Below are 25,933 nucleotides of genomic sequence, written 5' to 3' on the forward strand. Positions count from 1 at the left end.
CTAAATCTAATTATAATTAATATAAATAGTCATGAAGTATAAAAAACAAGAGCAAAGATATACATTAAGATAAAATAACTGCTGTGTAAATTCACTATCTGTATAAAAAATAAGACTGCTTGTGGTTAATTATTAACCTGTTAATTTAATTATCCCTGAACAGAGTTGAAAAACAACTCATCAGAGCCACAGAGAGAAAGTAAACAGGCTATCAATTCATCACATAGACAAAAAGCACAATCCCCCGCATTTTGAGTATTATGCCAAATAATGCAAAATCCACAGTTTAGATAGTTAGATTAAAAATCTTTAAAAATTAATTTTTAAGTTTTTTGTGCCGTCATACTGAATTCAGTATCCTCGTAACCAGTTGAACACGCCATTTTAAACAAATGTTGACACAACCATAGAATTCACGTATCAATTTAGGCAACGCAATATTTTAACTAATGAGAAACTGAAAAATTATGTTCTACTCAACCCGTCTACTAGGCCTACTACTCAACGCATCTCACTTGCGCGGTATGTTGGTGGACGGAAATCAGAACTGATTCAGCCATCAAGATTAACAAGCCCGCGCAAATGCGCGGGTTTTTTTTTACCCGCTAAGCGCAAATGTAAACACGACAAGGAACAACCCATGAGCCAACAAGTCATTATTTTCGATACAACCTTGCGCGACGGTGAACAAGCATTACAAGCCAGCTTGAGTGTTAAAGAAAAGCTGCAAATTGCGTTAGCATTGGAAAGAATGGGTGTCGATGTCATGGAAGTCGGTTTCCCGGTTTCCTCTCCTGGCGATTTTGAGTCAGTCCGCACCATTGCTCAGCAAGTAAAAAACAGCCGGGTTTGCGCCTTGGCACGCTGTGTAGACAAAGATATAGATGTTGCTGCTGAAGCTTTGCGTATTGCTGAAGCATTCCGAATTCATGTGTTTTTGGCGACCTCCACTTTACATATTGAATCCAAATTAAAGCGCTCGTTTGACGATGTGTTGGCGATGGCCGTTCACTCAGTAAAACGCGCCCGCAACTATACCAATGATGTGGAATTCTCTTGCGAAGATGCGGGGCGCACCCCCATTGATAACTTGTGCCGCATTGTAGAGGCCGCGATCAATGCCGGTGCCACAACCATCAATATCCCTGACACTGTCGGCTACACCACGCCTTATCAGTTCGGTGGAATCATCACTGACTTGTATAATCGGGTGCCAAATATTGATAAAGCCATTATCTCTGTCCATTGCCATGACGACTTGGGCATGTCAGTAGCCAACTCCATTACCGCGGTGCAAGCCGGGGCGCGTCAGGTCGAAGGGACTATAAATGGTTTGGGCGAGCGCGCAGGTAACTGTTCACTGGAAGAAGTGATCATGGCGATTAAAGTGCGCGAAAACATGTTAGGCGTGCATACCAATATTAATCATCAAGAAATTTACCGCACCAGCCAATTGGTCAGTAAGTTATGCAACATGCCAATACCTGCCAATAAAGCCATTGTCGGCAGCAATGCTTTTGCCCACTCATCCGGTATTCATCAGGATGGCGTGCTGAAAAATCGCGAAAACTACGAAATCATGACCCCGCAGTCCATCGGCTTGAAAGAAGTGCAGTTGAATCTGACTTCCCGCTCGGGTCGTGCCGCCGTAAAACACCGTATGGAAGAGATGGGTTATCAGGATAAAGACTATAATTTGGACTCCTTATATGACGCTTTTTTGAAATTAGCGGATAAGAAAGGCCAGGTTTTTGATTACGATTTGGAAGCATTGGCTTTCATTAATAAGCAGCAGGAAGAGCCAGAACATTACCGTTTGGACTATTTCAGTGTGCAGTCTGGCTCCAGCGTGATGGCGACAGCATCAGTAAAATTGGTCTGTGGTGAAGAAGTTAAATCAGAAGCGGCCACCGGTAATGGCCCGGTCGATGCAGTGTACCAGGCCATCAACCGCATTACCGACTACCCGATTGAACTGGTGAAATATCAACTGTCTGCCAATGGTCAGGGTAAAGACGCATTGGGTCAGGTTGATATCGTGGTTGACCACAAAGGCCGCCGTTTCCATGGTGTGGGCCTGGCAACAGATATTGTCGAGTCATCCGCAAAAGCATTGGTTCACGTATTAAATAACATCTGGCGCGCTCATCAGGTCGAAATCGAGAAGCAGCGCTTGCAACAAAATAATCAGGAAATGGTGTGAACATGACTCAGACTTATCATATTGCCGTTTTACCCGGAGACGGTATTGGCCCTGAAGTAATGACTCAGGCGGAAAAAGTATTGGATGCGGTGCGCCAGCGCTTCAGCATCAAAATCACCACCAGCAAATATGATGTGGGCGGTGCTGCCATTGACCGTCATGGCAGCCCATTGCCACCGGCTACCGTGAGCGGGTGCGAGCAAGCTGACGCCATTTTATTTGGCTCCGTGGGCGGCCCCAAATGGGAACATTTGCCACCAGCGGAACAACCTGAGCGCGGTGCATTGTTACCCTTGCGCAAACATTTTAAATTATTCAGCAACTTACGCCCTGCGCGTTTGTATCAAGGTTTAGAAGATTTCTGCCCATTGCGCAGTGATATTGCTGCTCGAGGTTTCGATATTCTGTGCGTGCGTGAATTAACCGGCGGTATCTATTTCGGTCAACCCAAAGGTCGTGAAGGCCAAGGTATGCACGAACGTGCATTTGATACTGAAGTTTATCACCGCTTTGAAATTGAACGCATCGCCCACATTGCTTTTGAATCTGCACGTAAACGCCGTGGCAAAGTGACCTCTATTGATAAAGCCAATGTGTTGCAAAGTTCAATTCTGTGGCGCGAAGTGGTCACCGCCATTGCCTCCGATTATCCAGATGTTGCGTTATCCCATATGTATATTGATAACGCCACCATGCAGTTAATTAAAGATCCATCCCAGTTTGACGTGTTGCTGTGCTCCAACTTATTTGGCGATATTTTGTCCGATGAATGCGCGATGATAACCGGCTCGATGGGCATGCTGCCGTCCGCCAGTTTGAATGAGCAAGGTTTTGGTTTGTATGAACCCGCTGGCGGCTCCGCACCGGATATCGCGGGCCAAAATATTGCCAACCCTATTGCGCAAATTCTGTCTTTGGCCCTGTTGTTGCGCTTTAGTTTGGGTAAAGACGACGCGGCTGACGCGATTGAAAACGCCATCAATCAAGCATTGGAACAAGGCTATCGCACCGCTGATTTAGCCGGTGATGGCAAAGCAATCGGCACCAATGAAATGGGCGATATCATCGCTAAATTTGTGGCGGAGGGGGTTTAACATGGGCAAGACGTTATATCAAAACAAGACGTTATATCAAAAGTTGTATGATGCGCATATCGTGCACGAAGCGCCAAATGAAACCCCGCTGTTGTATATCGACCGCCACTTAGTGCATGAAGTGACCTCGCCGCAGGCCTTTGACGGCTTGCGCGCCATGGGCCGCCCGGTACGTCAGCCGGGTAAGACCTTTGCCACCATGGATCACAACGTTTCGACGCAAACCAAAGATATCAATGCCAGCGGCGAAATGGCGCGCATTCAGATGCAAGAGTTGATCAAAAACTGTGCTGAATTTGGCGTTTCTTTATATGATTTGAATCACCCATTCCAGGGCATCGTGCATGTGATTGGCCCAGAGCAAGGAATGACTCTGCCGGGGATGACGATTGTGTGCGGAGACTCCCACACCGCGACTCACGGCGCATTTGGCTCATTGGCATTTGGTATCGGCACCTCAGAAGTTGAGCACGTGTTGGCCACCCAAACCCTGAAACAGGGCCGCGCCAAGACCATGAAAATTGAAGTTAATGGGGATGTTGGCCCCGGTATTACCGCTAAAGATATCGTGCTGGCAATTATCGGCAAAACCGGCAGCGCCGGGGGTACTGGCCATGTGGTGGAATTCTGCGGCAGTGCGATTGAAGCGCTGAGCATGGAAGGCCGGATGACTTTGTGCAATATGGCGATTGAAATGGGCGCTAAAGCCGGTTTAGTTGCACCGGACGACACCACTTTTAACTATCTGAAAGGCCGACAATTTGCACCAACTGGCGAGCAATGGGAGCAAGGTGTGGCTTACTGGCGCAGCTTGAAATCTGATGCTGACGCCAAATTCGATACTGTCGTCACCTTAGATGCTGCCGAGATAGCGCCACAAGTGACTTGGGGCACCAATCCGGGCCAAGTCATCGCGGTGAATGAAATCATCCCGGCACCGGAATCCTTTAGTGATCCGGTTGAGCGCGCCTCGGCAGAAAAAGCCTTGGCTTATATGGACTTGCGCCCTGGTATCAAGTTGACCGAAGTGGCGATTGATAAAGTCTTTATCGGCTCTTGCACCAACTCGCGCATTGAAGATTTACGTGCCGCTGCCGCCGTGGCGCAAGGGCGCAAAGTGGCGACCGGCGTACAGGCGATTGTGGTGCCCGGCTCCGGCCCGGTGAAAGCGCAGGCCGAAGCAGAAGGTTTGGATAAAATCTTTATCGAAGCCGGTTTTGAGTGGCGTTTACCCGGCTGCTCTATGTGTTTGGCGATGAATAATGACCGCCTGGAGCCAGGCGAGCGCTGTGCTTCCACCAGCAACCGGAATTTTGAAGGGCGTCAGGGCCGTGGAGGCCGCACCCATTTGGTTAGCCCGGCAATGGCTGCCGCAGCGGCAGTCAGTGGTCACTTTGCTGATGTCCGCGACTTATCCGCCGCCACCCACTAATCGGAGACACCACCATGACAAAATTTACTCAACACTCTGGTTTGGCTCAACAAACGGGTTTGGTTCAACATAAGGGTTTGGTCGTTCCATTGGATGCGGCAAACGTCGACACTGACGCGATTATCCCGAAACAGTTTTTGCAAAAAGTGACGCGCACCGGTTTTGGTCAACATCTGTTTAACGACTGGCGTTTTCTCGATGATGCTGGCAAAGTGCCCAACCCTGAATTTGTGCTGAACCAACCGCGCTATCAGGGCGCGACCATTTTGTTAGCCCGCGAAAACTTCGGCTGCGGCTCATCACGCGAACATGCGCCTTGGGCACTGACAGATTTCGGTTTCAAAGTGGTTATCGCCCCAAGTTTTGCTGATATTTTTTACGGCAATTCATTTAATAACCAGTTATTGCCGGTCACATTAAATGAAGCGGATATTGATACTTTATTCCAATTGGTTAAAGAAAATGAAGGCATCGAATTTATTGTCGATTTAGAGCACCAGACGGTAAATGCCGGTGGAAAAAGTTATTCTTTCGAAATTGATAGTTTCCGCCGTCATTGTATGATTAACGGTTTAGACAGCATTGGCCTGACACTACAGCATGAAAGTAATATTTCAGCCTACGAAAAACAACAGCCAGAATTCCTACGTTAATTATTTTTAATTCATTTTGTGAGTATATTGTTGGTGTCAGGTTCCCTGACCCAACAATTCAAACCCCATCTAAACTCTAATCAAAAAAAAAAAAATCAAAAACCCTAATAAAAAACCCATTACCATTTTATCCCTCACCCGAGAAATAATAAAAATATGATTATAATCAACAGAATACAAATCAGCACCTTAATCTATACAATTGCATAAACATTAATAATTATAATATATTCTGCATTGATTGTAATTTGTGCTGACGGTCACTTTTTATTTCCTCAACAACGCTATGCTGTAATTGACTATTTCCTCCCTAGAGGTCGCCTTATGACACGCATTATATTGCGTTACGAAGCACGTATCTCCGGCGATAGCCGAGCTTGGTTTAATATAGATTACCGCCTCGCCAACGATTTCCCGCGTTAATTCCCCCATTGCTTATTCAGCTTCGGCTGAAAATCTCATTTCTTTATTTTTTTGCCGTCATAGGTGATGCGAATAATGACTTTCGCTCGTCACTAAATGACAGCATTTTTAATATATAGCCAAAGTCATTGGAGTTGCAGGTCGGCAGCTAACGCCCCTGCGGTTTCAAGTACGACGGGTATTTGGAGTTATAAGCCATGAAACGCATTCCTGAACCTTTCCGTATTAAAATGGTAGAAAATATTCGGATGACTAACCGGGAGGATCGTGAGAAAGCACTGATTGAGGCGGGCTACAACCCATTCTTACTCCCCAGTGAAGATATTTATATTGATTTACTGACTGACTCTGGCACTGGGGCGATGAGTGACCGCCAGTGGGCTGGCTTAATGATGGGCGATGAATCCTATGCTGGCTCGCGTAACTATTATCACTTGTGTGACCAGGTTAAAAAACTGATTGGCTACCCATTTACTATCCCAACACATCAGGGCCGCGGCGCGGAACAAATTCTATTCCCTTGCCTCATTGCCAAAAAACAAAAAGCAGGGGGAGCCAAGAATCCCGTTTTTATTTCCAACTTCCACTTTGATACCACCGCCGCCCATGTTGAGATCAATGGGGCGAAAGCTATCAACGTGGTCACCCCGAAAGCCTTTGATACTGTGACTTATTATGACTGGAAAGGGGATTTCGATTTAGACCAACTGAAAGCCACTATTGCCGAGCATGGTGCTGACAATGTGGTGTCAATTATTACCACCGTCACTTGCAACAGCTCCGGCGGGCAGCCAGTTTCAATGAGTAATATGCGCGAAGTATATCGAATTGCTCAACAGCATAATATTCCAGTGGTGATTGACTCCGCCCGCTTCTGTGAAAACGCCTGGTTTATCAAGCAGCGCGAGCCGGGTTATGGCGATAAGTCGATCAAAGAGATCATTCTGGAAATGTATCAGTATGGCGATATGCTCACCATGTCAGCCAAAAAAGACTCGCTGGTAAACATTGGCGGTTTATGCTGTTTCCGTGCCGATGAAGACCTGTTCAACGACGTTCGCATCCGTTGTGTGCCAATGGAAGGTTTTGTGACTTATGGTGGTTTGGCTGGCCGCGACATGGAAGCGCTGGCGATTGGGCTGGAAGAGGGAATGAATGAAGACTTCCTGACTTACCGTATTGGTCAGGTCGAATATTTGGGCGAGCGCCTGCGGGCTGGCGGCATCCCCATTCAATATCCGACTGGCGGTCATGCCGTATTTGTTGATGCCAAAATCCTGCTGCCACATATTCCAGCCGAACAATTCCCAGCACAAGCCCTGAATAATGCCCTGTATCTGGAGGCGGGAATCCGCAGTGTGGAGATTGGTTCATTGTTGCTAGGCCGTGATCCGGAAACCGGCCAACAAAAACCATCGCCATTGGAATTGCTGCGCTTGACCATCCCGCGCCGGGTCTATACCAATGACCATATGGACTATATTGCGGATGCACTGATTTCACTCAAATCACGCGCCGAGGAAATCAAAGGTTTGACTTTCACCTACGAACCGCCAGTTCTACGCCACTTTGTGGCCCGATTAAAACCGGTCGAATAAACAACAATTTCCCCCAAGATCACTGCATTGGGTTTTGGGGGTATTCTCATGATTATATTGGTTTAACTGTCCGGGCGATTAACACCATCGCCCCTATCCTGCCCGAACCTGCGGGGTGCTAAGCTTCTCTGACTCGCGCACAAATGATAAGTGAGAGAATGGCGAGAATCATCGCCATGACATACACCGAATCATGTCCCCAAGTTTCCGTTAATACCCCTTGCAGCACCCCTGCCAGAATCACCCCGGTTGAAATACTGTTGGTAAACAACGTGGTAGCGGCTCCTGCCCTGCCGGGCATTAAATCCTGAAAATAAAGCATACCAATCCCGGCGACAATGCCGATGAAAATGGCATTAAAAATCTGCAATAACATCAGGGCGGTTTTGAATTTAAACAGCACCAATCCGGTATAAAACAGCACGCCAGCCAGCACCGCAAACAACATGATTTTGCGCTTACCAAAACGTCTGACTGAATACCCCGCCAACAACATGATAGGAATTTCCAGCCCGGCCGCCGTCCCCATCAATAAACCCGCTAACCGCTCAGGTAACCCCAAGTTTGCGGTGATATATAAAGGCATATCAATGATATACATGGTATTGCAAGTCCACATCAGCATTGAAGCAATAAACAATAACAACACGTTTTTATCAGCAAACAAGCTCACTTGCGCCACCGCAGGGGCATCCGCTACCGGCTCTGCCCGCGGCACCGACGGCAGAATAAACCACACCACCAGCGCGCTCAGCACAAAAATACCGGCCGCAATACTGAACATCAGGGTAAAGCCATAATTCAGCGCCAGCATAAATGACAGCGGCGGCCCGATAACCCAAGCCAATGAGAGCTGCGCACGCATAATGGAGCTGAACATCACCACTTCTCGGGCCGAGCTATCAGCATATTCACGCGCTAGAGCGAAAATTTGCGGCATGGCGGTGTTAGCCACGGCGGCCAACACCACTCCGGCGGTGATCAAGGTCAGATAATCACGATTAAAGGCAAATAACAGGCAGTTCCCCACCGCCATTAAGTAGCAAACCATAATGAGTTTGCGCCGATCCCCGCGCGAGTCCGAGCGCTTGGCCAGCACAAAGCTGACGGTAATCCCGGCAATAGCATTCACAGTGTAAAACAGCCCAACCCATAGTGGCCGCACTTTGACTTCGGTGCTTAAAAACAGACTTAAGGTCGGAGCTTGCAAGGCACCCGCAATACCAGAAAGAAAAGCCACCACAAAGAAAGCGAGAAAAACCGGGTTGATACGGCGGGAAAAGGTTAATGCAGATTTCATTCCAGGCTCCAGCGCCAGAAACAGCTATTAAACGCTATGCTACAGAAGCGCGCAGATTTATATAGAGAAAAATATAAAAGCCGCATAAATTTCACATCCCAATGATTCGGGTGCGCGAACGTCGCTAACAACGCCACAGCTTCGAGTGCGAAAGGTAATAAAAAAAGCCAGTGGCATAAACCACTGGCTGGTGAAATACACCATTACTCAGAAACTTTTGCTACTCGGTAAAGCAAGACTAAATTACAAAGTATGTTCAGTGCGGGCGATAATATCGTCCTGTGCATCCGGCGACAGCGCGGTGAAGAATGCCGAGTAACCGGCAACTCTGACCACTAAATCACGGTAGCGATCCGGGTGCTGCTTGGCTTCCAGCAAGGTTTCACGCGACACAATGTTGTATTGCACATGCCAGCCCAAATACTCCTCAAAGAAAGTGCGCAGCATCATCATCAACTTTTCGCGGTCACGCGGATTATCCAATGTGGACGGGTTCAACTTTTGATTGAGCAACACGCCGCCCAGAATCGAAGCCGTTGGCAATTTTGACAATGAGTTAAACACCGCCGTTGGCCCCAGATGGTCAGTGCCAGAAGCGGGGCTTGCCCCCTCCGCCAATGGGCTGTGCGCTTTACGGCCATCGGGTGTTGCCATGGTCGCCGCGCCAAATGGCACGTTGGCAGAGATAGACGAGGTTCCCGCATAATAAGTGCCGCCAATCGGGCCGCGACCAAAACGCGTATTGTGATATTGCTTCAGCTCATCAATGTAAGTCTGATAAGCCCGCACTAACAGTTGGTCGACATCATCAACATCATTGCCGTATTTCGGCGCTGAATTAATCAAATGCTGGCGTAGCTGCTCGCCATTCAGACCAGCAAAATCATTGGCTAATGCAGTGGCCAGCTGTTTTTGGCTGATAAGTTGTTGTTCAAATACCAATTTGCGCACAGCCGCCAGACTGTTACCCAAATTGGCAATTCCGACTTGCAAGCCAGAAACCCAGTCGTAGCGCGCCCCGCCCTGTTTGATACTTTTGCCGCGCTCAATGCAATCATCCACCAGCGCTGAACAGACGATATCGTGGGCGTTTTCTTCCAAGATAGTGTCCACCACACACTCTATTTCAATGGATTTGCGGGTGTAATAGCGAATCTGCGCATCCCATTGCGCCATGACTTGAGAAAAATCGCTAAAGTTACCTTTCGACAATCCTTGCTCTTGTGGCAAGAACACCTGGCCGGAAGTGGCATCGCGACCTTGCTCCAACGCAGCCAACATCACTCTGGCGAAGTTAATGAAACTCATACCGGTGCAGCGGTAGCCCCACTTGCCGCCGACGGCGGTTTCAATGCAGCCAATCGCCGCGTAATCATAGGCATCCTGCGGCTCGACACCCAGTTTGATAAATTCGGGAATAACAATTTCGTCATTATTAAATGCGGGCATACCAAAACCACAGCGAATGACTTGCACGCAAGCATCGAGGAAATCATCACTGATACCGGCATGATAGCGAACACTGAGATTCGGCTGGGTTGAACGTAAGCGCCCACAGGATTCCAGCACCGCATAAGAGAGCGGATTCACCGCATCAATGGCTTTGCCCTGCACCAATTTTTGCCCGCCGATAGTGACGTTTTGATAAAGCGGGCTACCCGCCGAGGCCTTGGAGTGCGAACCGGAGCGGATTTTGTTCACTTCCAGCAATTTCAGCCAGCAGCTATGCAGCATCTCAATAGCATGCTCGCGGCTGAGGGTGTTTTCCAACTCAACATCGCGGCGATACCATGGATACAGATATTGGTCCAAACGGCCAAACGAGACGGAATGACCATTGGATTCAATTTGCAAAATCAGTTGAATGAAATAGCACAATTGCAGAGCTTGCCAGAAAGTTTGCGGCGGCTGATGAGCAATCAGCTCACAGTTTTCGGCGATTTCTTGTAGTTCAGTGCGCCGCCATTCACGCGTTTCTTCTTCCGCCATTTGCCGGGCCACTGTGGCATAGCGCTCAATATGTGCGCTCAGAGCCGCCAGCGAGATATCAATCGCTTTCAGGAATTGTTCTTTGTGCAGGTCACTCCAGTCAGTCAGTTGCAGCCGAGAGCGACGGCTGGCCACTTTACTGCGCAGACCATCCAGCCCTTTTTCTAGCAATAACGGGAAGTTAACCGCCAAATGCGCATCGCCGGAGGTCATATTGCCCTCGGCTTTTATAATGCCGGTCGCCAACAGCGCTTTTTGCTCATCAGTAAACATGCCGTAGCAGCGGTCTTGCACTGTTTGCCCGCGCCACCATGGGCACAGCTGGTGTAATACCGTTTTGTCGGCTTCACTGACTGAGAAACCGGCACCGGGGCGGTCGGCTAACGCGTCAATTTCACTCTCAATCCAGCCCACGGTGTATTCAGGAAAAATCGGCGCGGCGCGTAATTGGCTGGCCTGATTACCAATAATTAGCTCATCATTTTTAATCCAAACAGTGCGTTGCTGTAAGTGATGGGCCAGTGCCAGCGCCCGCCGAACCGGCAGCGGTTTATCCTGATGTTGTTGATAAGCCTCGGTATAATGCAACGCCCGCTCAGTACAAACCGGCGGTTTTACAATATGAATCAGCGCGTTTTTATGCTGTTTTGTCCGTTCGCTTAAGGTTACCAAATCGAGAGTGGTCATTGCGTCATCCTCTTAAGATTGCCGTCAGGCCCTTTTCACGGGCATAACTTTCCGCGAAGGCCAGCAGGGAAGGAGAGTCCAAAGGTGTACTTGCCGCCAGATACTTTTCACCCAGCAGCGAATATTTATTGATGCCCAGAGTGTGATAAGGCAAAAAATGAATTTCTTTCATGCCAATCTCATCCGCAGCAAAATCGACAATTCCTTGTACCGAGCGGCGGTCAGCATTGAAATCCGGGATTAAAGGCACCCGCACCGTGATATCGGTGCCCGCGGCCGCTAATTTGCGGAAGTTATCCATCACCCGTTTGGCAGAGCCGCCAGTCCACTGTTGAAAACGGCGCTCATCGGTGTGTTTCAAGTCTGCCAGCATCAAATCCAGCCACGGCAAAGAGGGGGCGATATAGCGCCACGGGGTGTGCAAACAAGATTCAACCGCGGTATGGATGCCCAGTTGATGGCAGCGCTGCAATAATTCAGCGGCCACTTCCGGCTGCATAAAAGGTTCGCCGCCAGATAATGTCACCCCGCCACCACTGCGCCGATAAAATGGCAAATCGCGCAGCAATATCGCCATAGTGCCGTCAATATCAATGGGGTCACCGCACACCGTCAACGCACCACTGGGGCAGCGCGTTTTCAGTGCTTGAAAGTCGTCTTCAGCCAATAGCTGGCGATGAATAACAATTTTATTATCAATATGTTGGATTGCTTGTGGGCAAGTCTGATGACACAAATCGCAGCCGGATAAACACAGGCGCGGGTCAAATAACATCTCCGGCTCACGTGAGCGGCTTTCGGGGTTTTGGCACCAGCGACAACTCAACGAACAGCCTTTGAGGAACACCACGCTACGAATGCCGGGGCCGTCATGAGTGGAATAACGTTGTAAATTAAAAATCATCTTATTCCTCCCATTCGCTGACTAACCCGCTTTCATTAACAAGCAGTATCCGCGTAATATAGGGAAAGAAAAATTGATGAAGTTTGCCGAGGAGTTCCCCTTTTATGTCTACCTCCCGCTTGCAACAGCAGTTCATTCGCCTTTGGCAACGTTTTAGCGGTTTGCCCACAGAAACCACCTTGCAGGAGCTGGCTGACGTGCTCTGTTGCTCGCGCCGCCATGTGCGTTCCTTATTGGGCAGTATGCAGCAAGAGGGATGGCTGAGCTGGCAGGCGGAAGCTGGCCGAGGTAAGCGCTCACAACTGACTTTCCTCTGCTCCGGCCTGGCCTTACAGCAACAGCGGGCCGAAGAGTTACTGGAACAAGAAAGTATTGATCAACTGGTGCAGTTGGTCGGGGATAAAAAAGCGGTGCGCCAAATGCTGCTCTCTCAGTTAGGGCGCAGCTTCCGGCAAGGTAAACATATTCTGCGGGTGCTCTATTATCGCCCCTTACAAAATCTATTACCCGGCACCGCGCTGCGCCGCTCAGAAACCCATATGGTGCGGCAGATTTTTAATGGTCTGACGCGGATAAATGAGGAAAATGGGGAACTGGAGCCGGATTTGTCTCATCACTGGCAAGCCATTAGCCCATTGCATTGGCGCTTTTATTTGCGCCCGGCGATTCATTTTCACCATGGCCGTGAGCTGGAAATGAATGATGTGATGACCAGCCTGACTCGGTTAATCCCCCAACCGCTGTTTTCACATATCACCGCGGTGCGCTCACCCACCCCGTATGTGATTGATGTGCATCTCAGTACCCCGGACAGCTGGCTGCCGTGGTTGTTGGGCAGTGTACACGCCATGATCTTGCCGCAAGAGTGGGAGAATCAGCCGGATTTCCGCCGACATCCTATTGGGACTGGCCCCTATTCCGTGATTCGAAATCATCATAGCCAATTGAAAATTCAGGCATTTGATAATTATTTTGGTTTTCGCGCACTTATTGATGAGGTCAATATTTGGGTATTACCGGAGCTGTCCGAAGAGTTGGTTTATTCCGGTGTGCAATTGCAAGCTGATGATACCAGTAAAAATGAGCTGGAAAGCCGGCTGGAAGAAGGCTGTTATTTTCTGCTATTCGACCAGCGATCTCCCCAAACCTGCAATCCTGATATCCGCCGTTGGCTCTGTGAACTCATCACCCCCGTCGCCCTACTCAGCCATGCCGACCCTTTTTACCAACGCTACTGGTCACCGGCTTACGGCATGTTACCGCGCTGGCACCATAACCGGCTCAGGGTACTGGAAGCGAAACCGGAAGGTTTGACCGAACTGACACTGACTTTTTATAGTCACCATTCAGAGTTTGATGCTATCAGCCAAACATTGGCCACATTATTAGCGGCACATGGGGTCAAATTGATCATAAATGTGGTGGATTATGCCAGTTGGTATCAAGGGGATGCACAGAGCGACATCTGGCTCGGCAGCGCCAATTTTTATCTGCCGCTGGAATTTTCCCTGTTTGCCACCTTGTATGAGCTGCCGCTGCTGCAATATTGCCTGGATGAAAAACTGCACCAAGATGTTGAATTATGGCGAAATAATACTCTGCCAATGGCGGAATGGAGCCAGCGTTTGGTCAGCCAGAATCAATTTCACCCACTGTTCCATCACTGGCTAGAATTATATGGGCAGCACAGTATGCGCGGGGTGCGCATGAACACACTCGGCTGGTTTGACTTCAAATCGGCCTGGTTTACGCCACCAGAGGATTAAACCCGCTTTCGCCCACTGCAATTAAACTCTACAATAGCGCCGTCTCAACGGGGTGCGGAAAAACTGTTGTGGTCGTGTCCAGAATTTATACTGGTTCGTTCCATTAACAATGAAACAAAAACGTCGCGAGGTAGGTTCAGCCGGAAGCGGACAGCACGCAGAAACCGGAGCGTACACGTAGTACGTGAGGATTTCGAGTACTGCCCAACACCGGATCAACCTAACCGCAGCAAGTTTTTTCGCTGAGAGCAAACCCGTCGAACCTGATCCGGTTAACACCGGCGGAGGGATTTGAGAAAAATAACGCTGTATCTTCTTGATATTCATGTTATTTACCGCCTCAGATACCTTTGCCACCTTTATCTTTAAGGAGTGCAAAGTGTTTAAACGCATGATTTCCTGCTTGTTTTTTCTGTCTGCCGCTGCCGTCGCTGCTGATAAACCCACCTTGACTGTTTATACCTATGATTCTTTCGCGGCTGATTGGGGCCCGGGGCCGTCGATTAAAAAAGCCTTTGAAGCCGAGTGTGATTGTCAGCTTAAATTTGTGGCGCTGGAAGATGGTGTTTCCCTGCTGAACCGCCTGCGGATGGAGGGTGAAAATAGCCAGGCCGATGTGGTGTTGGGCTTAGATAACAATCTGCTGCAAGCGGCAGAGCAAACCGGATTATTCGTACCAAGTCAGGTAGATACCAGCCATCTGACTTTGCCAGAAAAATGGCAGAATAAAATTTTCGTCCCCTACGATTATGGCTATTTTGCGTTTGTGTATGACAAAAATAAATTGAAAAACCCGCCGAAAAGCCTGCAAGAATTAGTCGACAGCAAAGAACCGTGGAAAGTGATTTATCAAGACCCGCGCACCAGTACCCCGGGCCTCGGTTTAATGTTGTGGATGCAAAAAGTCTATGGCGACCAAGCCCCGCAAGCCTGGCAGAAATTAGCGAAAAAAACCGTCACCGTGACCAAAGGCTGGAGTGAAGCTTACGGCTTGTTCCTGAAAGGTGAAGGGGATTTCGTGCTGAGCTACACCACTTCTCCGGCTTATCATCTGATTGCAGAGAAGAAAGACAACTATGCGGCGGCTGATTTCAGTGAAGGCCACTATCTGCAAGTGGAAGTGGCCGGTGTGGTCGCGTCCAGCAAACAACCGGAACTGGCCCAGCGCTTTATGCAATTTATGGTCACTCCTGCATTCCAGAATCATATCCCGACCGGCAACTGGATGTATCCGGTAATCAAAATGGACTTACCGGCTGGATTTGAAACACTCACCGTGCCGCAAAAAGCTTTGCAGTTTGATGCAAAAGACGTGGCTGATAATCGCGGTAAATGGATTCAAGCATGGCAATCCGCCGTCAGCCACTAATCCCCGCGTGGCTATGGCCGGGGCTACTGGCCGCCTTGCTGATAACCGGTGTCGCCTTACTGGCGTTCACCGCTATCTGGCGTCACGCGCCAGCGGCAGACTGGCAAAGCATCTGGCATGACAGTTATCTGTGGCATGTGATTCGCTTCACTTTCTGGCAGGCGTTTCTCTCTGCGCTGCTGTCCGTTATTCCGGCGATTTTTTTGGCGCGCGCCTTATATCGCCGCCGCTTCCCCGGCCGCCAATTGATGCTGCGCTTATGTGCCATGACATTGGTGCTGCCGGTGCTGGTCGCCATTTTCGGCATCCTGACGGTTTATGGCCGCCAAGGTTGGCTGGCGGCACTATTGGGCTGGCTAGGAGTGGATTACCGCTTCTCGCCCTATGGTTTACAAGGGATTTTGCTGGCGCATATTTTCTTTAATATGCCGCTGGCAACCCGCTTGTTATTGCAGTCATTGGAAAGCATTGCCGTTGAGCAGCGCCAGTTAGCCGCCCAATTGGGCATGAACGGCTGGCAGCATTTTCGCTGGATCGAGTGGCCCTATCTGCGCCGCCAAATTCTGCCGACTGCCGCGCTGATTTTCATGCTGTGTTTTGCCAGCTTTGCCACCGTGCTCTCTCTGGGCGGCGGGCCGCAAGCTACCACCATCGAACTGGCTATTTATCAGGCACTTAGTTATGACTATGATTTAGGGCGCGCCGCATTATTGGCACTGATTCAACTGGGTTGCTGTCTGGGATTGGTGGTGCTGAGCCAACGGCTAAGTTCAGTGTTGGCGGTGGGGAATACCCATGCTCAGGAGTGGCGCAGTCAGCAGGATAGTACCTGGTCGCGCATTAGCGATACCTTGTTAATCGGGGCGGCGTTATTATTGATGGTGCCACCATTGCTGGCTGTTGTAATTGATGGCAGCAATAAAACGATATTGACCGTGCTACAACAACCGGCGCTGTGGCAAGCTTTCTTTACCTCACTAACTATCGCTATTGGGGCCGGATTATTGTGTGTCACTCTGACTATGATGCTGTTATGGAGCAGCCGTGAGCTGAAACTGCGCCACCACACGGCTTACGGGCAAGTATTGGACATCAGCGGCATGGTGATTCTGGCGATGCCGGGGATCGTGCTGGCAACCGGCTTTTTCTTATTGCTCAATGACACTCTGGGCTTGCCGCAATCGCCTTATGCACTGGTGATTCTGACCAATGCGCTGATGGCGGTGCCCTATGCATTAAAAGTGTTGGATAACCCGATGCGAGACTTGGCTGAGCGCTATACGCCGCTGTGTTTATCACTGGATATTCGCGGCTGGCACCGTGTGCGCCACATTGAGTTACGGGCGCTGAAACGCCCGCTGGCTCAAGCGTTGGCCTTCGCCAGTGTGCTTTCTATCGGGGATTTTGGCGTGGTCGCGCTGTTTGGTAACGAACATTTCCGCACCCTGCCATTTTATCTCTATCAACAGATAGGGTCTTATCGCAGCAATGATGGCGCGGTGACCGCCCTGCTGCTGCTGTTACTGTGTTTCCTGCTGTTTACTCTGATTGAAAAACTGCCGAGCCGCCATGCTAAAGCTTGAGAAAATCACCTATTTATACGACCACTTACCGATGCGTTTTGATTTGCGCATGCAAGCCGGTGAGCGGGTGGCTATTCTTGGCCCCAGTGGGGCGGGTAAAAGCACGCTATTGAGCTTAATTGCGGGCTTTTTAGCTCCGGCCAGTGGTCAAATGCTGCTGAATAATCAAGATCATACCCTAACACCGCCCGCCCAAAGGCCGGTATCCATGTTATTTCAGGAAAATAATCTGTTCGCGCATTTGAATGTCGAACAAAACATTGGGCTGGGTTTGCATCCGGGGCTAAAACTCAATCATGAGCAAAAATTACTGCTCGGCCAGATTGCGCAACAAGTTGGGTTGGAAGAGTGTCTTGACCGGCTACCGGCACAGCTTTCCGGCGGCCAACGCCAACGGGCAGCACTGGCGCGCTGTCTGGTGCGCAGCCAACCCATCCTGCTGCTGGACGAACCCTTTTCCGCATTAGACCCGGCACTGCGCAATGAAATGCTGCAATTGGTCGAAAACGTCTGCGAAAATCGCCAATTGACCTTGTTGATGGTGTCGCACAATCTGGATGACGCCGCCCGCATTGCTGAGCGCACTTTATTGGTGGTGGATGGCCGTATTTACTATGACGGCCCCACTCAGGCACTGGTCAACGGCACTGCGCCGGAAGCCAGGGTGCTAGGGATTACTCCCCAGCGGTAGTTGATGGAACCGCTAACCCCCTGCGGCGTCAAGGCCGAAGGGGATTACCCAGCAAGAACCTTCCATAATAGATGACGATAAAGCGGCATGATGGGTTGCATATGGAGCCAGACAAAACTGGCTATCGCCAGCATAATGGACAGCACCGTCACCCAGCGCAAGCGGGCCAAAGGCAGCCATTTGCTCAGGCGGTCTGGGCTGCGTTTACCAAAGCGCCACCAGCGCCATGCCAACCACAATGCCAGCCAAATCAGTACCACCACGGCAAATAATAGCCACTTAAACATATAACTGTTGGCATTCGGCGGGATATCTATGGCGACGCCAGCCAGTATGCCAGGGAAGAAATAAAGCGGCGGCCAGGTGAGGCAACCAATCACATTCGGCAACGCGAATTTTACTGGCGGCAGGTTTAACATCCCCGCCACCATCGGGACGATAGGCCGCGTTGGGCCGATAAAGCGCCCCAACAGCACCGTTGCCATGCTGTGGTTATGCAAAGCATGCTCAGTTTTCGCCAACAGCGATTTATGCTTTTTCAGGAAAGACCAGCGATGCAGCGGCTCTTTGAAGCGGCGGCCAATAAAATACGAAGCCCAATCCCCCACCAGACAGCCCACAGTCGCTGCGGCCCAAGCAGAATAAAAGCCCACTTCCCCGCTGCCAATCAACGCGCCCACCGTGGTCATCATCACCGTGCCAGGCAGCAACATCCCCACCAAAGCTAAAGATTCGAGAAAAGTGACTAACATGACGACAAATAGCGTGAAAGCCAGCGATTGCGTCAATAAATGTAATAAATAGGCTTCCATAGATTTGTCCGTTGGGTTCAGGCGCGGGAGATTGTCCAGTGCCCCATGAAATGAGTCAATCAGGGAATTGTGTGAATTAATGGTAAGTCATCATTAAAATAGACAAACACTGTATAAATACCCATACTAAGATAGCATAATCCCTCAGGCGTTATTGTTGCAGTCAGTTTGGATGCGGACAGCGCGCAGAAACCGGAGCGTACACGTAGTACGTGAGGATTTCGAGCACTGCCCAAGTTCAAAATGACAAATAAAATAGCCTGTACATTATTAAAGGTTAGCACCGTGGGGAAAACCCGTCAGGGCTTCCTGCTCACCCGCCACTGGCGCGACACGCAGGCTGGCACCGAAGTTGAATTCTGGTTAGCCACCGATGATGGCCCGCAGCAAGTCAGGCTGCCGCCTCAACCCTCGGTGGCATTTATCCCGGCCGAACAACGGCAACGGGCTGAAACCGTGCTGCGCAATGAACGCCGCTGGCAACTGCGCCCACTTGAACTGACCGATTTCCATCAGCGCCCGGTTTTGGGGCTGTATTGCAGCCAACATCGCCAATTAATCCGCCTGGAGAAACTGCTCAGAGAAAGTGGCGTGAATGTCTACGAAGGTGATATTCGCCCACCAGAGCGCTTTTTAATGGAGCGTTTTATTACCGCACCGGTCTGGTTTAGCGGCGAAGATAATGGCAACGGGCCGCTGCTCAATACCCAAATGAAACCGGCCGATGACTACCGCCCGATCCTAAAACTGCTGTCACTGGATATCGAAACCAGTGAACACGGCGAGCTTTATTGCATTGGTTTGGAGGGCTGCGGCCAGCGGCAGGTTTACATGCTGGGGCCACCCAATGGCAATCAGGCCGATGAAGCCGCACTGGATTTCAAGCTGGAATATGTCGCCAGCCGCCCGCTGTTACTGGAAAAACTGAATCAATGGCTGGAACAGCATGATCCCGATGCCATCATCGGCTGGAATCTGGTGCAATTTGATTTGCGTGTGTTACAAAAGCACGCCGACCGCTATCAAATCCCATTGCGCTTTGGCCGGGGCGGCAACCTGCTAGAGTGGCGGGAACACGGTTTTAAACAGGGGCATTTTTTTGCTTCTGCTGCCGGGCGGTTGATTATCGATGGGATTGAAGCATTGAAATCTGCCACCTGGAATTTCCCGTCATTTAGTCTGGAATCTGTCTCCCAGACCTTGCTGGGCGAGGGAAAAGCCAGTGATAGCCCCTATCAGCGAATGGATGAAATCAACCACCGTTTTGCTCATGATAAACCGGCGCTGGCCCACTACAACCTGAAAGACTGCGAGTTAGTGACGCGGATTTTTGCCAAAACCGAGCTGCTGAGTTTCTTACTTGAGCGCTCGACCGTCACCGGTCTGGCGGCGGACCGCAGTGGCGGGTCAGTGGCGGCATTTACCCACCTTTATATGCCACGGATGCACCGTGTTGGCTATGTTGCGCCCAACTTAGGTGAGTTGCCGGAGGAACATAGCCCCGGCGGTTTTGTGATGGACTCTCAGCCGGGCTTGTATGACTCGGTGCTGGTGCTCGACTACAAAAGTCTGTATCCCTCGATTATCCGCACTTTTTTGATTGATCCAGTTGGCTTGGTTGAGGGAATGTCTCAACCCGATGAACAACATTCGGTGCCGGGTTTTCGTGGTGCCTGGTTCTCACGCGAAAAACACTGTCTACCGGCGATTGTTAACCAGATCTGGCAGGGGCGCGAAGCCGCAAAACGCCAACAAAACAAGCCATTATCCCAAGCACTGAAGATAATCATGAATGCCTTTTATGGTGTATTGGGTTCCAGCGGATGCCGATTTTTTGATCCCCGGCTGGCATCCTCAATTACCCTGCGCGGCCACGACATCATGCGCCAAACCCGTGAATTGATTGAAGCACGGGGCTATCAGGTTATTTATGGCGATACCGATTCAACCTTTGTTTGGCTGAAAAGCGCCCACAGTGAAGAACAAGCTTCGCGCATTGGCCAAGAGCTGGTGCGGTATGTCAATCAATGGTGGCAAACCCATATCCGTGAAACCTATGATTTGCCCTGCGCGCTGGAATTAGAATTTGAAACTCATTATCGGCGCTTCTTGATGCCCACCATCCGGGGCGCGGAGCAAGGCAGTAAAAAGCGCTATGCCGGGCTAATTTCCACCCCGACGGGCGATCAAATGATCTATAAGGGGCTGGAAACGGTACGCACTGACTGGACACCATTGGCCCAGCAATTCCAGCGCGAGCTGTACCTGCGGATTTTTCAGCAACAACCCTATCAAGACTATGTGCGCGATTATGTCGCCCGAACCCTCAATGGCGAGCTGGATGAACAACTGATTTACCGCAAGCGCCTGCGCCGCCGGCTCGACGACTACCAGCGCAATGTCCCGCCACATGCCAGAGCGGCGCGCCTGGCGGATGAATTCAACCGTAAGCTTGGGCGGCCATTGCAATATCAGAATGGCGGTTGGATAAGTTATGTCATGACCACCGCTGGCCCCGAACCCCTCGAAACCCGACAGTCCCCGATTGATTACGATCACTACCTGACTCGGCAGCTCCAGCCCGTGGCCGATGCTATACTGCCCTTTATGCATGATGACTTCACGACACTAATAACCGGTCAGATGGGGCTATTTTAATCGTAATAACGTTTTTTTACGGGTGACGAAAGGCTCTGCTTCCATTACCATAGCGCCCTTGCCAAAATTCGCATCAATCACATTTACATAACCGACTGGTTATAATTAACCGTGTAATCGAATCCTGTCATTTTCAGACAGACTCGTCAGCCACGTAAGCTGCGTGGGCGGTAAACTATTGCCAGCAATTTTATTTTTGTTCTCTATACGCACTTAAATTTACAAAAACCTTATTACTAATAACTGTCCAACAAAAAAATCGAGCCGATAATTTATGCCTTTTACACTTGGTCAACGCTGGATCAGCGACACAGAAAGCGAACTTGGATTGGGTACCGTCGTTGCCATTGACGTACGCATGATCACCTTACTGTTTCCCGCCACCGGTGAAAACCGCCTTTACGCCAGAAATGACTCGCCAATTACCCGCGTCATGTTCAATCCGGGTGATACCATCACTCACCACGAAGGCTGGCAGCTGAAAGTGGAAGAGGTGTCTGAGGAGAATGGGCTGATTACCTATATCGGCACTCGCCTGGATACCGAAGAAACCGGCGTTTCTATGCGTGAAGTGTTGCTCGATAGCAAACTGACTTTTAGCAAACCGCAGGACAGATTATTTGCAGGCCAAATTGATCGTATGGATCGATTCGCACTGCGTTTCCGCGCCCGTAAATATCAAAGTGAGCAATTCCGCTTGCCATGGAGTGGTTTGCGCGGTATTCGTGCCAGCCTGATCCCACACCAATTACATATTGCTTATGAAGTGGGTCAGCGCCATGCACCGCGTGTCTTGCTGGCCGATGAAGTCGGCTTGGGTAAAACCATCGAAGCCGGGATGATTATCCACCAACAATTGCTGTCAGGCCGTGCTGAACGCATCCTGATTGTGGTGCCGGAAAGCTTGCAACATCAGTGGTTGGTCGAAATGCTGCGCCGCTTCAATCTGCGCTTCTCGCTGTTTGATGACAGCCGCTACTCCGAATCCCTGCTCGACAGCAGCAATCCATTTGAAACCGAACAAATGGTCATTTGCTCACTGGATTTTGTGCGCCGTAATAAACAGCGCCTGGAACAGTTGGCAGATGCCTCCTGGGATTTGCTGGTGGTGGATGAAGCGCACCATCTGGCCTGGAGTGAAGAGGCCCCAAGCCGCGAATATCAAGTGATTGAACAGCTCGCCGAGCATATCCCCGGCGTGTTGCTGTTGACCGCCACCCCTGAACAACTGGGCCAGCAGAGCCACTTTGCTCGCTTGCGCCTGCTTGATCCCGATCGCTTCCACGATTACGAAGAATTCGTTAATGAGCAACAAAAATACCGCCCAATCGCCGATGCAGTCACCTTGCTGCTGGGTGGTGAGCGCTTAACTGATGACAAGCTGAATCTGCTCGGCGAGCTGATTAATGAGCAAGATATTGAGCCGCTGCTGAAAGCCGCAAACAGTCAAACTGAAGACAGCGAAGCCGCACGCCAAGAACTGGTGACTATGCTAATGGACAGACATGGCACCAGCCGTATCTTGTTCCGCAACACCCGCAATGGGGTGAAAGGCTTCCCACACCGTGTTTTGCATCAGATTAAGCTGCCGCTGCCGACCCAATACCAAACAGCCATTAAAGTCTCTGGCATTATGTCGGCGAAGAAAACCCTGGAAGCACGCGCCAAAGACATGCTTTACCCAGAACAAATCTACCAAGAGTTTGAGGGCGAAAATGCCACTTGGTGGAACTTTGATCCGCGAGTTGAATGGCTGCTTAACTACCTGACAGCGAATCGCAGTGAGAAAGTGCTGGTTATCTGCGCCCAAGCCGCCACCGCCTTGCAGCTTGAGCAAGTATTGCGCGAGCGCGAAGCTATCCGCGCAGCCGTATTCCATGAAGGTTTGTCACTGATTGAACGCGACCGTGCGGCGGCCTATTTTGCTTCTGAAGAAGATGGCGCGCAGGTATTGCTGTGTTCAGAAATCGGCTCCGAAGGGCGCAACTTCCAGTTCGCTTGCCAATTGGTGATGTTCGATTTGCCTTTTAACCCGGACTTGCTCGAACAACGTATTGGCCGCCTGGACAGGATTGGTCAAAACCGTGAAATTCAAATCATGGTGCCTTATCTGGAAAATACTGCGCAAGCGGTGCTGGTGCGCTGGTATCACGAAGGTTTGGATGCTTTCGAGCACACCTGCCCGACCGGTCGCACCATTTATGACAGTGGCTATCAGGAATTGATTACCTATCTGGCGACGCCGAATGAGCAGGAAGGTTTGGATGAATTTATCCACGCCTGCCGCCAGCAGCACGAAGGCCTGAAGCTCCAATTGGAACAGGGTCGTGACCGCCTGCTAGAAATGCACTCCAACGGCGGCGAACATGGGCAAGAACTGGCGCAAATCATTGCCGACCAAGACAATGACGTCAATTTAGTCAGTTTCGCCCTGAATCTGTTTGATATTGTTGGGATTAACCAAGAAGATCGCAGCGACAATTTGATTGTGCTGACCCCCTCTGACCACATGCTGGTGCCGGACTTCCCAGGGCTGCCGCAAGATGGCTGCACAGTGACATTCGATCGCGAACAGGCGTTATCGCGTGAAGATGCTCAGTTTGTCAGCTGGGAGCACCCGATCATCCGTAACGGCTTGGATCTGATCTTATCCGGCGACACCGGCAGTTGTGCAGTTTCTTTGTTGAAAAACAAAGCATTGCCGGTCGGTACTCTGCTCGCGGAGTTGGTCTATGTGGTCGAAGCACAAGCGCCAAAACACTTGCAACTGACTCGCTTCTTACCGCCGACGCCGGTGCGGATGCTGATGGACAAAAATGGCACCAATTTGGCCGCGCAGGTTGAATTTGAAAGCTTTAATCGCCAACTAAATGCCGTCAATCGCCATACCTCCAGCAAATTGGTCAATGCGGTTCAGCAAGAAGTTCATGCAATGTTGCAGCAAGCAGAAGCCCTGATTGAAGAACAGGCGCGTTTACTGATTGAAGCGGCTAAACATGAAGCGGATGACAAACTGAGCACTGAACTTTCACGTCTGGAAGCCCTAAAAGCGGTTAACCCCAATATTCGTGATGACGAAATAGAGACTCTGGAACATAACCGTAAAATGGTGCTGGAAAACCTGAATCAGGCGGGCTGGCGTTTGGATGCTATTCGTTTAGTCGTGGTGACGCACCAGTAATGGAACCCTATAATCCCCCACGCAACCCTTGGCTGCTCGTCCTGTTTCAGGATGAGCACATCATGGTGGTCAATAAACCGAGCGGATTACTTTCTGTACCTGGTCGTGCGCCGGAGAACAAAGACAGCATCATGACGCGTATTCAGGCGGATTATCCTACGGCGGAATCTGTTCACCGGCTGGATATGGCGACCAGTGGCGTGATTGTCGTGGCGTTGACCAAAGCGGCTGAGCGCGAGCTGAAGCGGCAATTTCGCGAGCGCGAACCGAAAAAATCTTATATTGCGCGGGTATGGGGCCATTTGGCGCAAGATGAAGGGTTGATTGACTTGCCTTTAATTTGCGACTGGCCGAACCGGCCCAAACAAAAAGTGTGTTACGAAACCGGTAAATCCTCGCAAACTCAGTATCAAGTGCTGTCTCGGGATGCTGACGGCAGTACGCGAGTGAAGTTATCCCCCATTACAGGCCGCTCACACCAATTACGGGTTCATATGCTGGCGATGGGTCATCCGATCCTCGGCGATGGCTTCTATGCCCATCCCGAAGCAAAAGCCATGGCCCCCCGGTTGCAGTTACATGCTCAAGAGTTATGTATTACTCACCCGGAATTTGGCACAGCAATGCATTTTAAATGCGATCCCGAGTTTTAACTTTTCACTAGAAGATCGCACCAGAATCAAACTAGATCGGAACAGAAGATCCGATCTAGTTTTGGTTTTGCTAACACCACAATCCTTACTTAAATCCTTTCTCGCGCTTAATCAAATCATACGCGGCTTGAATTTCTTGGGCTTTTTGCTTAGCCATCTCCATCATTTCCGGCGGCAAACCTTTCGCCACCAGCTTATCTGGATGATGCTCTCCCATAAGCTTACGGTAAGCCCGTTTGATGGTCACACTATCATCCGTGCTACTCACCCCCAGCACTTTGCAGGCGTCCTCTAATGTCGGGCCTTGTGGCGCTTGCTGATAGCCTCCTTGAGAATAACCACTCTGTTGGCCCTGCCAACCGCCACCACCAAACTGACGCCCGCCCTCAATCATGCTCAGGAACTGATCAAACTGACCACGGGAGATCCCTAATTCTTCAGCAATGACATACAAAACCTGCCGTTCATTAGGATGCAAAGAGCCGTCAGCAAATGCGGCTTGTAACTGAATTTCCAGAAACATCCGAATTAAATCAAAACGACCAAAGCAAACACCACGGAGTTCCTGCAATCTTTCACGCAACGGGAACCCACTCTCTTTCCCCTCGCGGAACGCTTGCTGTGCCGCTGTTCGCGCCTCGCCATGCAATTGCATTCTATCCATCAATTGGCTGGCAAGTTGAATATCGACCTCCGTCACGCGCCCCTTAGCCTTGGTTAAATGCCCCATGACCTGAAAAGTGGTGCGGAAAAAAATTAATTGTCGTGTTTGTTGATCGGCAAAATAGCCGCGGCGCTTTGTGCTACGCGCCTTGTCGACCATATGGCCAACAAGCAACCCCAAGATTGCACCCCAGACGCCACCGGACATAAAGCCCAATATCAGACCGAGCAGTTTTCCCCAATACCGCATATACTCCTCAATTCATCATGCCGT

Annotated in this window: 18 protein-coding genes and 1 riboswitch; of the genes, 13 read left to right on the forward strand and 5 right to left on the reverse strand. The window is 50.2% G+C overall.

Going from position 1 to position 25,933, the window contains the following annotated elements; all coding sequences use genetic code 11:
• Positions 1 to 640: 640 nt before the first annotated feature.
• From leuA to tnaA, 6 genes are all read left to right on the forward strand, one after another.
• Positions 641 to 2,203 carry a 2-isopropylmalate synthase gene (leuA, locus tag OVO64_RS13160; RefSeq protein WP_004388981.1) on the forward strand — a complete coding sequence of 521 codons (1,563 nt, stop codon included), beginning with the start codon at positions 641 to 643 and terminating at the stop codon, positions 2,201 to 2,203.
• Positions 2,204 to 2,205: 2 nt separating this feature from the next.
• A complete protein-coding gene (leuB, locus tag OVO64_RS13165) occupies positions 2,206 to 3,297 on the forward strand; it encodes a 3-isopropylmalate dehydrogenase (RefSeq protein WP_038636327.1) in 1,092 nt (363 codons plus the stop codon).
• 1 nt (position 3,298) lies between these two features.
• Positions 3,299 to 4,729 (forward strand): 3-isopropylmalate dehydratase large subunit, encoded by a 1,431-nt coding sequence (gene leuC, locus OVO64_RS13170; RefSeq protein ID WP_050113688.1) that lies wholly within the window; start codon positions 3,299 to 3,301, stop codon positions 4,727 to 4,729.
• A gap of 14 nt (positions 4,730 to 4,743) precedes the next feature.
• Positions 4,744 to 5,382, forward strand: coding sequence for a 3-isopropylmalate dehydratase small subunit (gene leuD, locus OVO64_RS13175; protein ID WP_038636333.1), 639 nt, complete (start codon positions 4,744 to 4,746; stop codon positions 5,380 to 5,382).
• A 324-nt stretch (positions 5,383 to 5,706) separates the two neighbouring features.
• The gene (gene tnaC / locus OVO64_RS13180) at positions 5,707 to 5,805 is read left to right on the forward strand and encodes a tryptophanase leader peptide (protein WP_071841742.1); all 99 of its coding nucleotides are present in this window, start codon (positions 5,707 to 5,709) and stop codon (positions 5,803 to 5,805) included.
• Between the two features lie 197 nt (positions 5,806 to 6,002).
• Complete coding sequence (gene tnaA / locus OVO64_RS13185) at positions 6,003 to 7,403, forward strand: tryptophanase (RefSeq protein ID WP_038636336.1); 1,401 nt, start codon at positions 6,003 to 6,005, stop codon at positions 7,401 to 7,403.
• A 118-nt stretch (positions 7,404 to 7,521) separates the two neighbouring features.
• On the opposite strand, the gene OVO64_RS13190 is transcribed toward tnaA, so the two are convergent.
• The 3 genes from OVO64_RS13190 to OVO64_RS13200 all read right to left on the reverse strand — a co-directional run bounded on the left by OVO64_RS13190 (position 7,522) and on the right by OVO64_RS13200 (position 12,283).
• Entirely contained in the window at positions 7,522 to 8,703 is a 1,182-nt protein-coding gene (locus OVO64_RS13190) for a sugar efflux transporter (RefSeq protein WP_038636339.1), read from the reverse strand.
• A gap of 243 nt (positions 8,704 to 8,946) precedes the next feature.
• Positions 8,947 to 11,379 (reverse strand): formate C-acetyltransferase/glycerol dehydratase family glycyl radical enzyme, encoded by a 2,433-nt coding sequence (locus tag OVO64_RS13195; protein ID WP_050291596.1) that lies wholly within the window; start codon positions 11,377 to 11,379, stop codon positions 8,947 to 8,949.
• 4 nt (positions 11,380 to 11,383) lie between these two features.
• Positions 11,384 to 12,283 (reverse strand): glycyl-radical enzyme activating protein, encoded by a 900-nt coding sequence (locus tag OVO64_RS13200; RefSeq protein WP_038636345.1) that lies wholly within the window; start codon positions 12,281 to 12,283, stop codon positions 11,384 to 11,386.
• 104 nt (positions 12,284 to 12,387) lie between these two features.
• Between OVO64_RS13200 and sgrR the strand changes: the two genes are divergently transcribed.
• From sgrR to thiQ, 4 genes are all read left to right on the forward strand, one after another.
• On the forward strand, positions 12,388 to 14,049 hold the full coding sequence (gene sgrR, locus OVO64_RS13205) for an HTH-type transcriptional regulator SgrR (protein WP_145510166.1): 1,662 nt from the start codon (positions 12,388 to 12,390) through the stop codon (positions 14,047 to 14,049).
• A 214-nt stretch (positions 14,050 to 14,263) separates the two neighbouring features.
• A riboswitch (TPP riboswitch) is annotated at positions 14,264 to 14,356 on the forward strand.
• 72 nt (positions 14,357 to 14,428) lie between these two features.
• Positions 14,429 to 15,418, forward strand: coding sequence for a thiamine ABC transporter substrate binding subunit (thiB, locus tag OVO64_RS13210; RefSeq protein ID WP_186379544.1), 990 nt, complete (start codon positions 14,429 to 14,431; stop codon positions 15,416 to 15,418).
• Positions 15,394 to 17,001: a thiamine/thiamine pyrophosphate ABC transporter permease ThiP gene (gene thiP / locus OVO64_RS13215; protein ID WP_038636354.1), complete on the forward strand. Its 1,608-nt coding sequence runs from the start codon at positions 15,394 to 15,396 to the stop codon at positions 16,999 to 17,001. Before thiB ends, thiP begins: the two co-directional genes overlap by 25 nt.
• A complete protein-coding gene (gene thiQ / locus OVO64_RS13220; protein WP_038636357.1) occupies positions 16,988 to 17,692 on the forward strand; it encodes a thiamine ABC transporter ATP-binding protein ThiQ in 705 nt (234 codons plus the stop codon). Before thiP ends, thiQ begins: the two co-directional genes overlap by 14 nt.
• A 44-nt stretch (positions 17,693 to 17,736) precedes the next feature.
• Here the strand turns inward: thiQ and OVO64_RS13225 are convergent, their stop codons facing one another.
• Complete coding sequence (locus OVO64_RS13225; protein ID WP_050291592.1) at positions 17,737 to 18,504, reverse strand: DedA family protein; 768 nt, start codon at positions 18,502 to 18,504, stop codon at positions 17,737 to 17,739.
• 285 nt (positions 18,505 to 18,789) lie between these two features.
• Here OVO64_RS13225 and OVO64_RS13230 point away from each other — a divergent pair, with 285 nt between their 5' ends.
• The 3 genes from OVO64_RS13230 (at position 18,790) to rluA (ending at position 24,996) form a co-directional block, all read left to right on the forward strand.
• Entirely contained in the window at positions 18,790 to 21,162 is a 2,373-nt protein-coding gene (locus OVO64_RS13230; RefSeq protein ID WP_038636362.1) for a DNA polymerase II, read from the forward strand.
• Between the two features lie 274 nt (positions 21,163 to 21,436).
• Positions 21,437 to 24,343 carry an RNA polymerase-associated protein RapA gene (gene rapA / locus OVO64_RS13235; protein WP_267248821.1) on the forward strand — a complete coding sequence of 969 codons (2,907 nt, stop codon included), beginning with the start codon at positions 21,437 to 21,439 and terminating at the stop codon, positions 24,341 to 24,343.
• Entirely contained in the window at positions 24,343 to 24,996 is a 654-nt protein-coding gene (gene rluA / locus OVO64_RS13240) for a bifunctional tRNA pseudouridine(32) synthase/23S rRNA pseudouridine(746) synthase RluA (protein WP_120011114.1), read from the forward strand. Before rapA ends, rluA begins: the two co-directional genes overlap by 1 nt.
• 85 nt (positions 24,997 to 25,081) lie before the next feature.
• On the opposite strand, the gene djlA is transcribed toward rluA, so the two are convergent.
• Positions 25,082 to 25,909 carry a co-chaperone DjlA gene (djlA, locus tag OVO64_RS13245; protein ID WP_038636370.1) on the reverse strand — a complete coding sequence of 276 codons (828 nt, stop codon included), beginning with the start codon at positions 25,907 to 25,909 and terminating at the stop codon, positions 25,082 to 25,084.
• Positions 25,910 to 25,933 lie beyond the last annotated feature (24 nt).

The sequence above is a fragment of the Yersinia sp. Marseille-Q5920 genome, assembly GCF_946902935.1.
GTDB lineage: Bacteria > Pseudomonadota > Gammaproteobacteria > Enterobacterales > Enterobacteriaceae > Yersinia > Yersinia rochesterensis.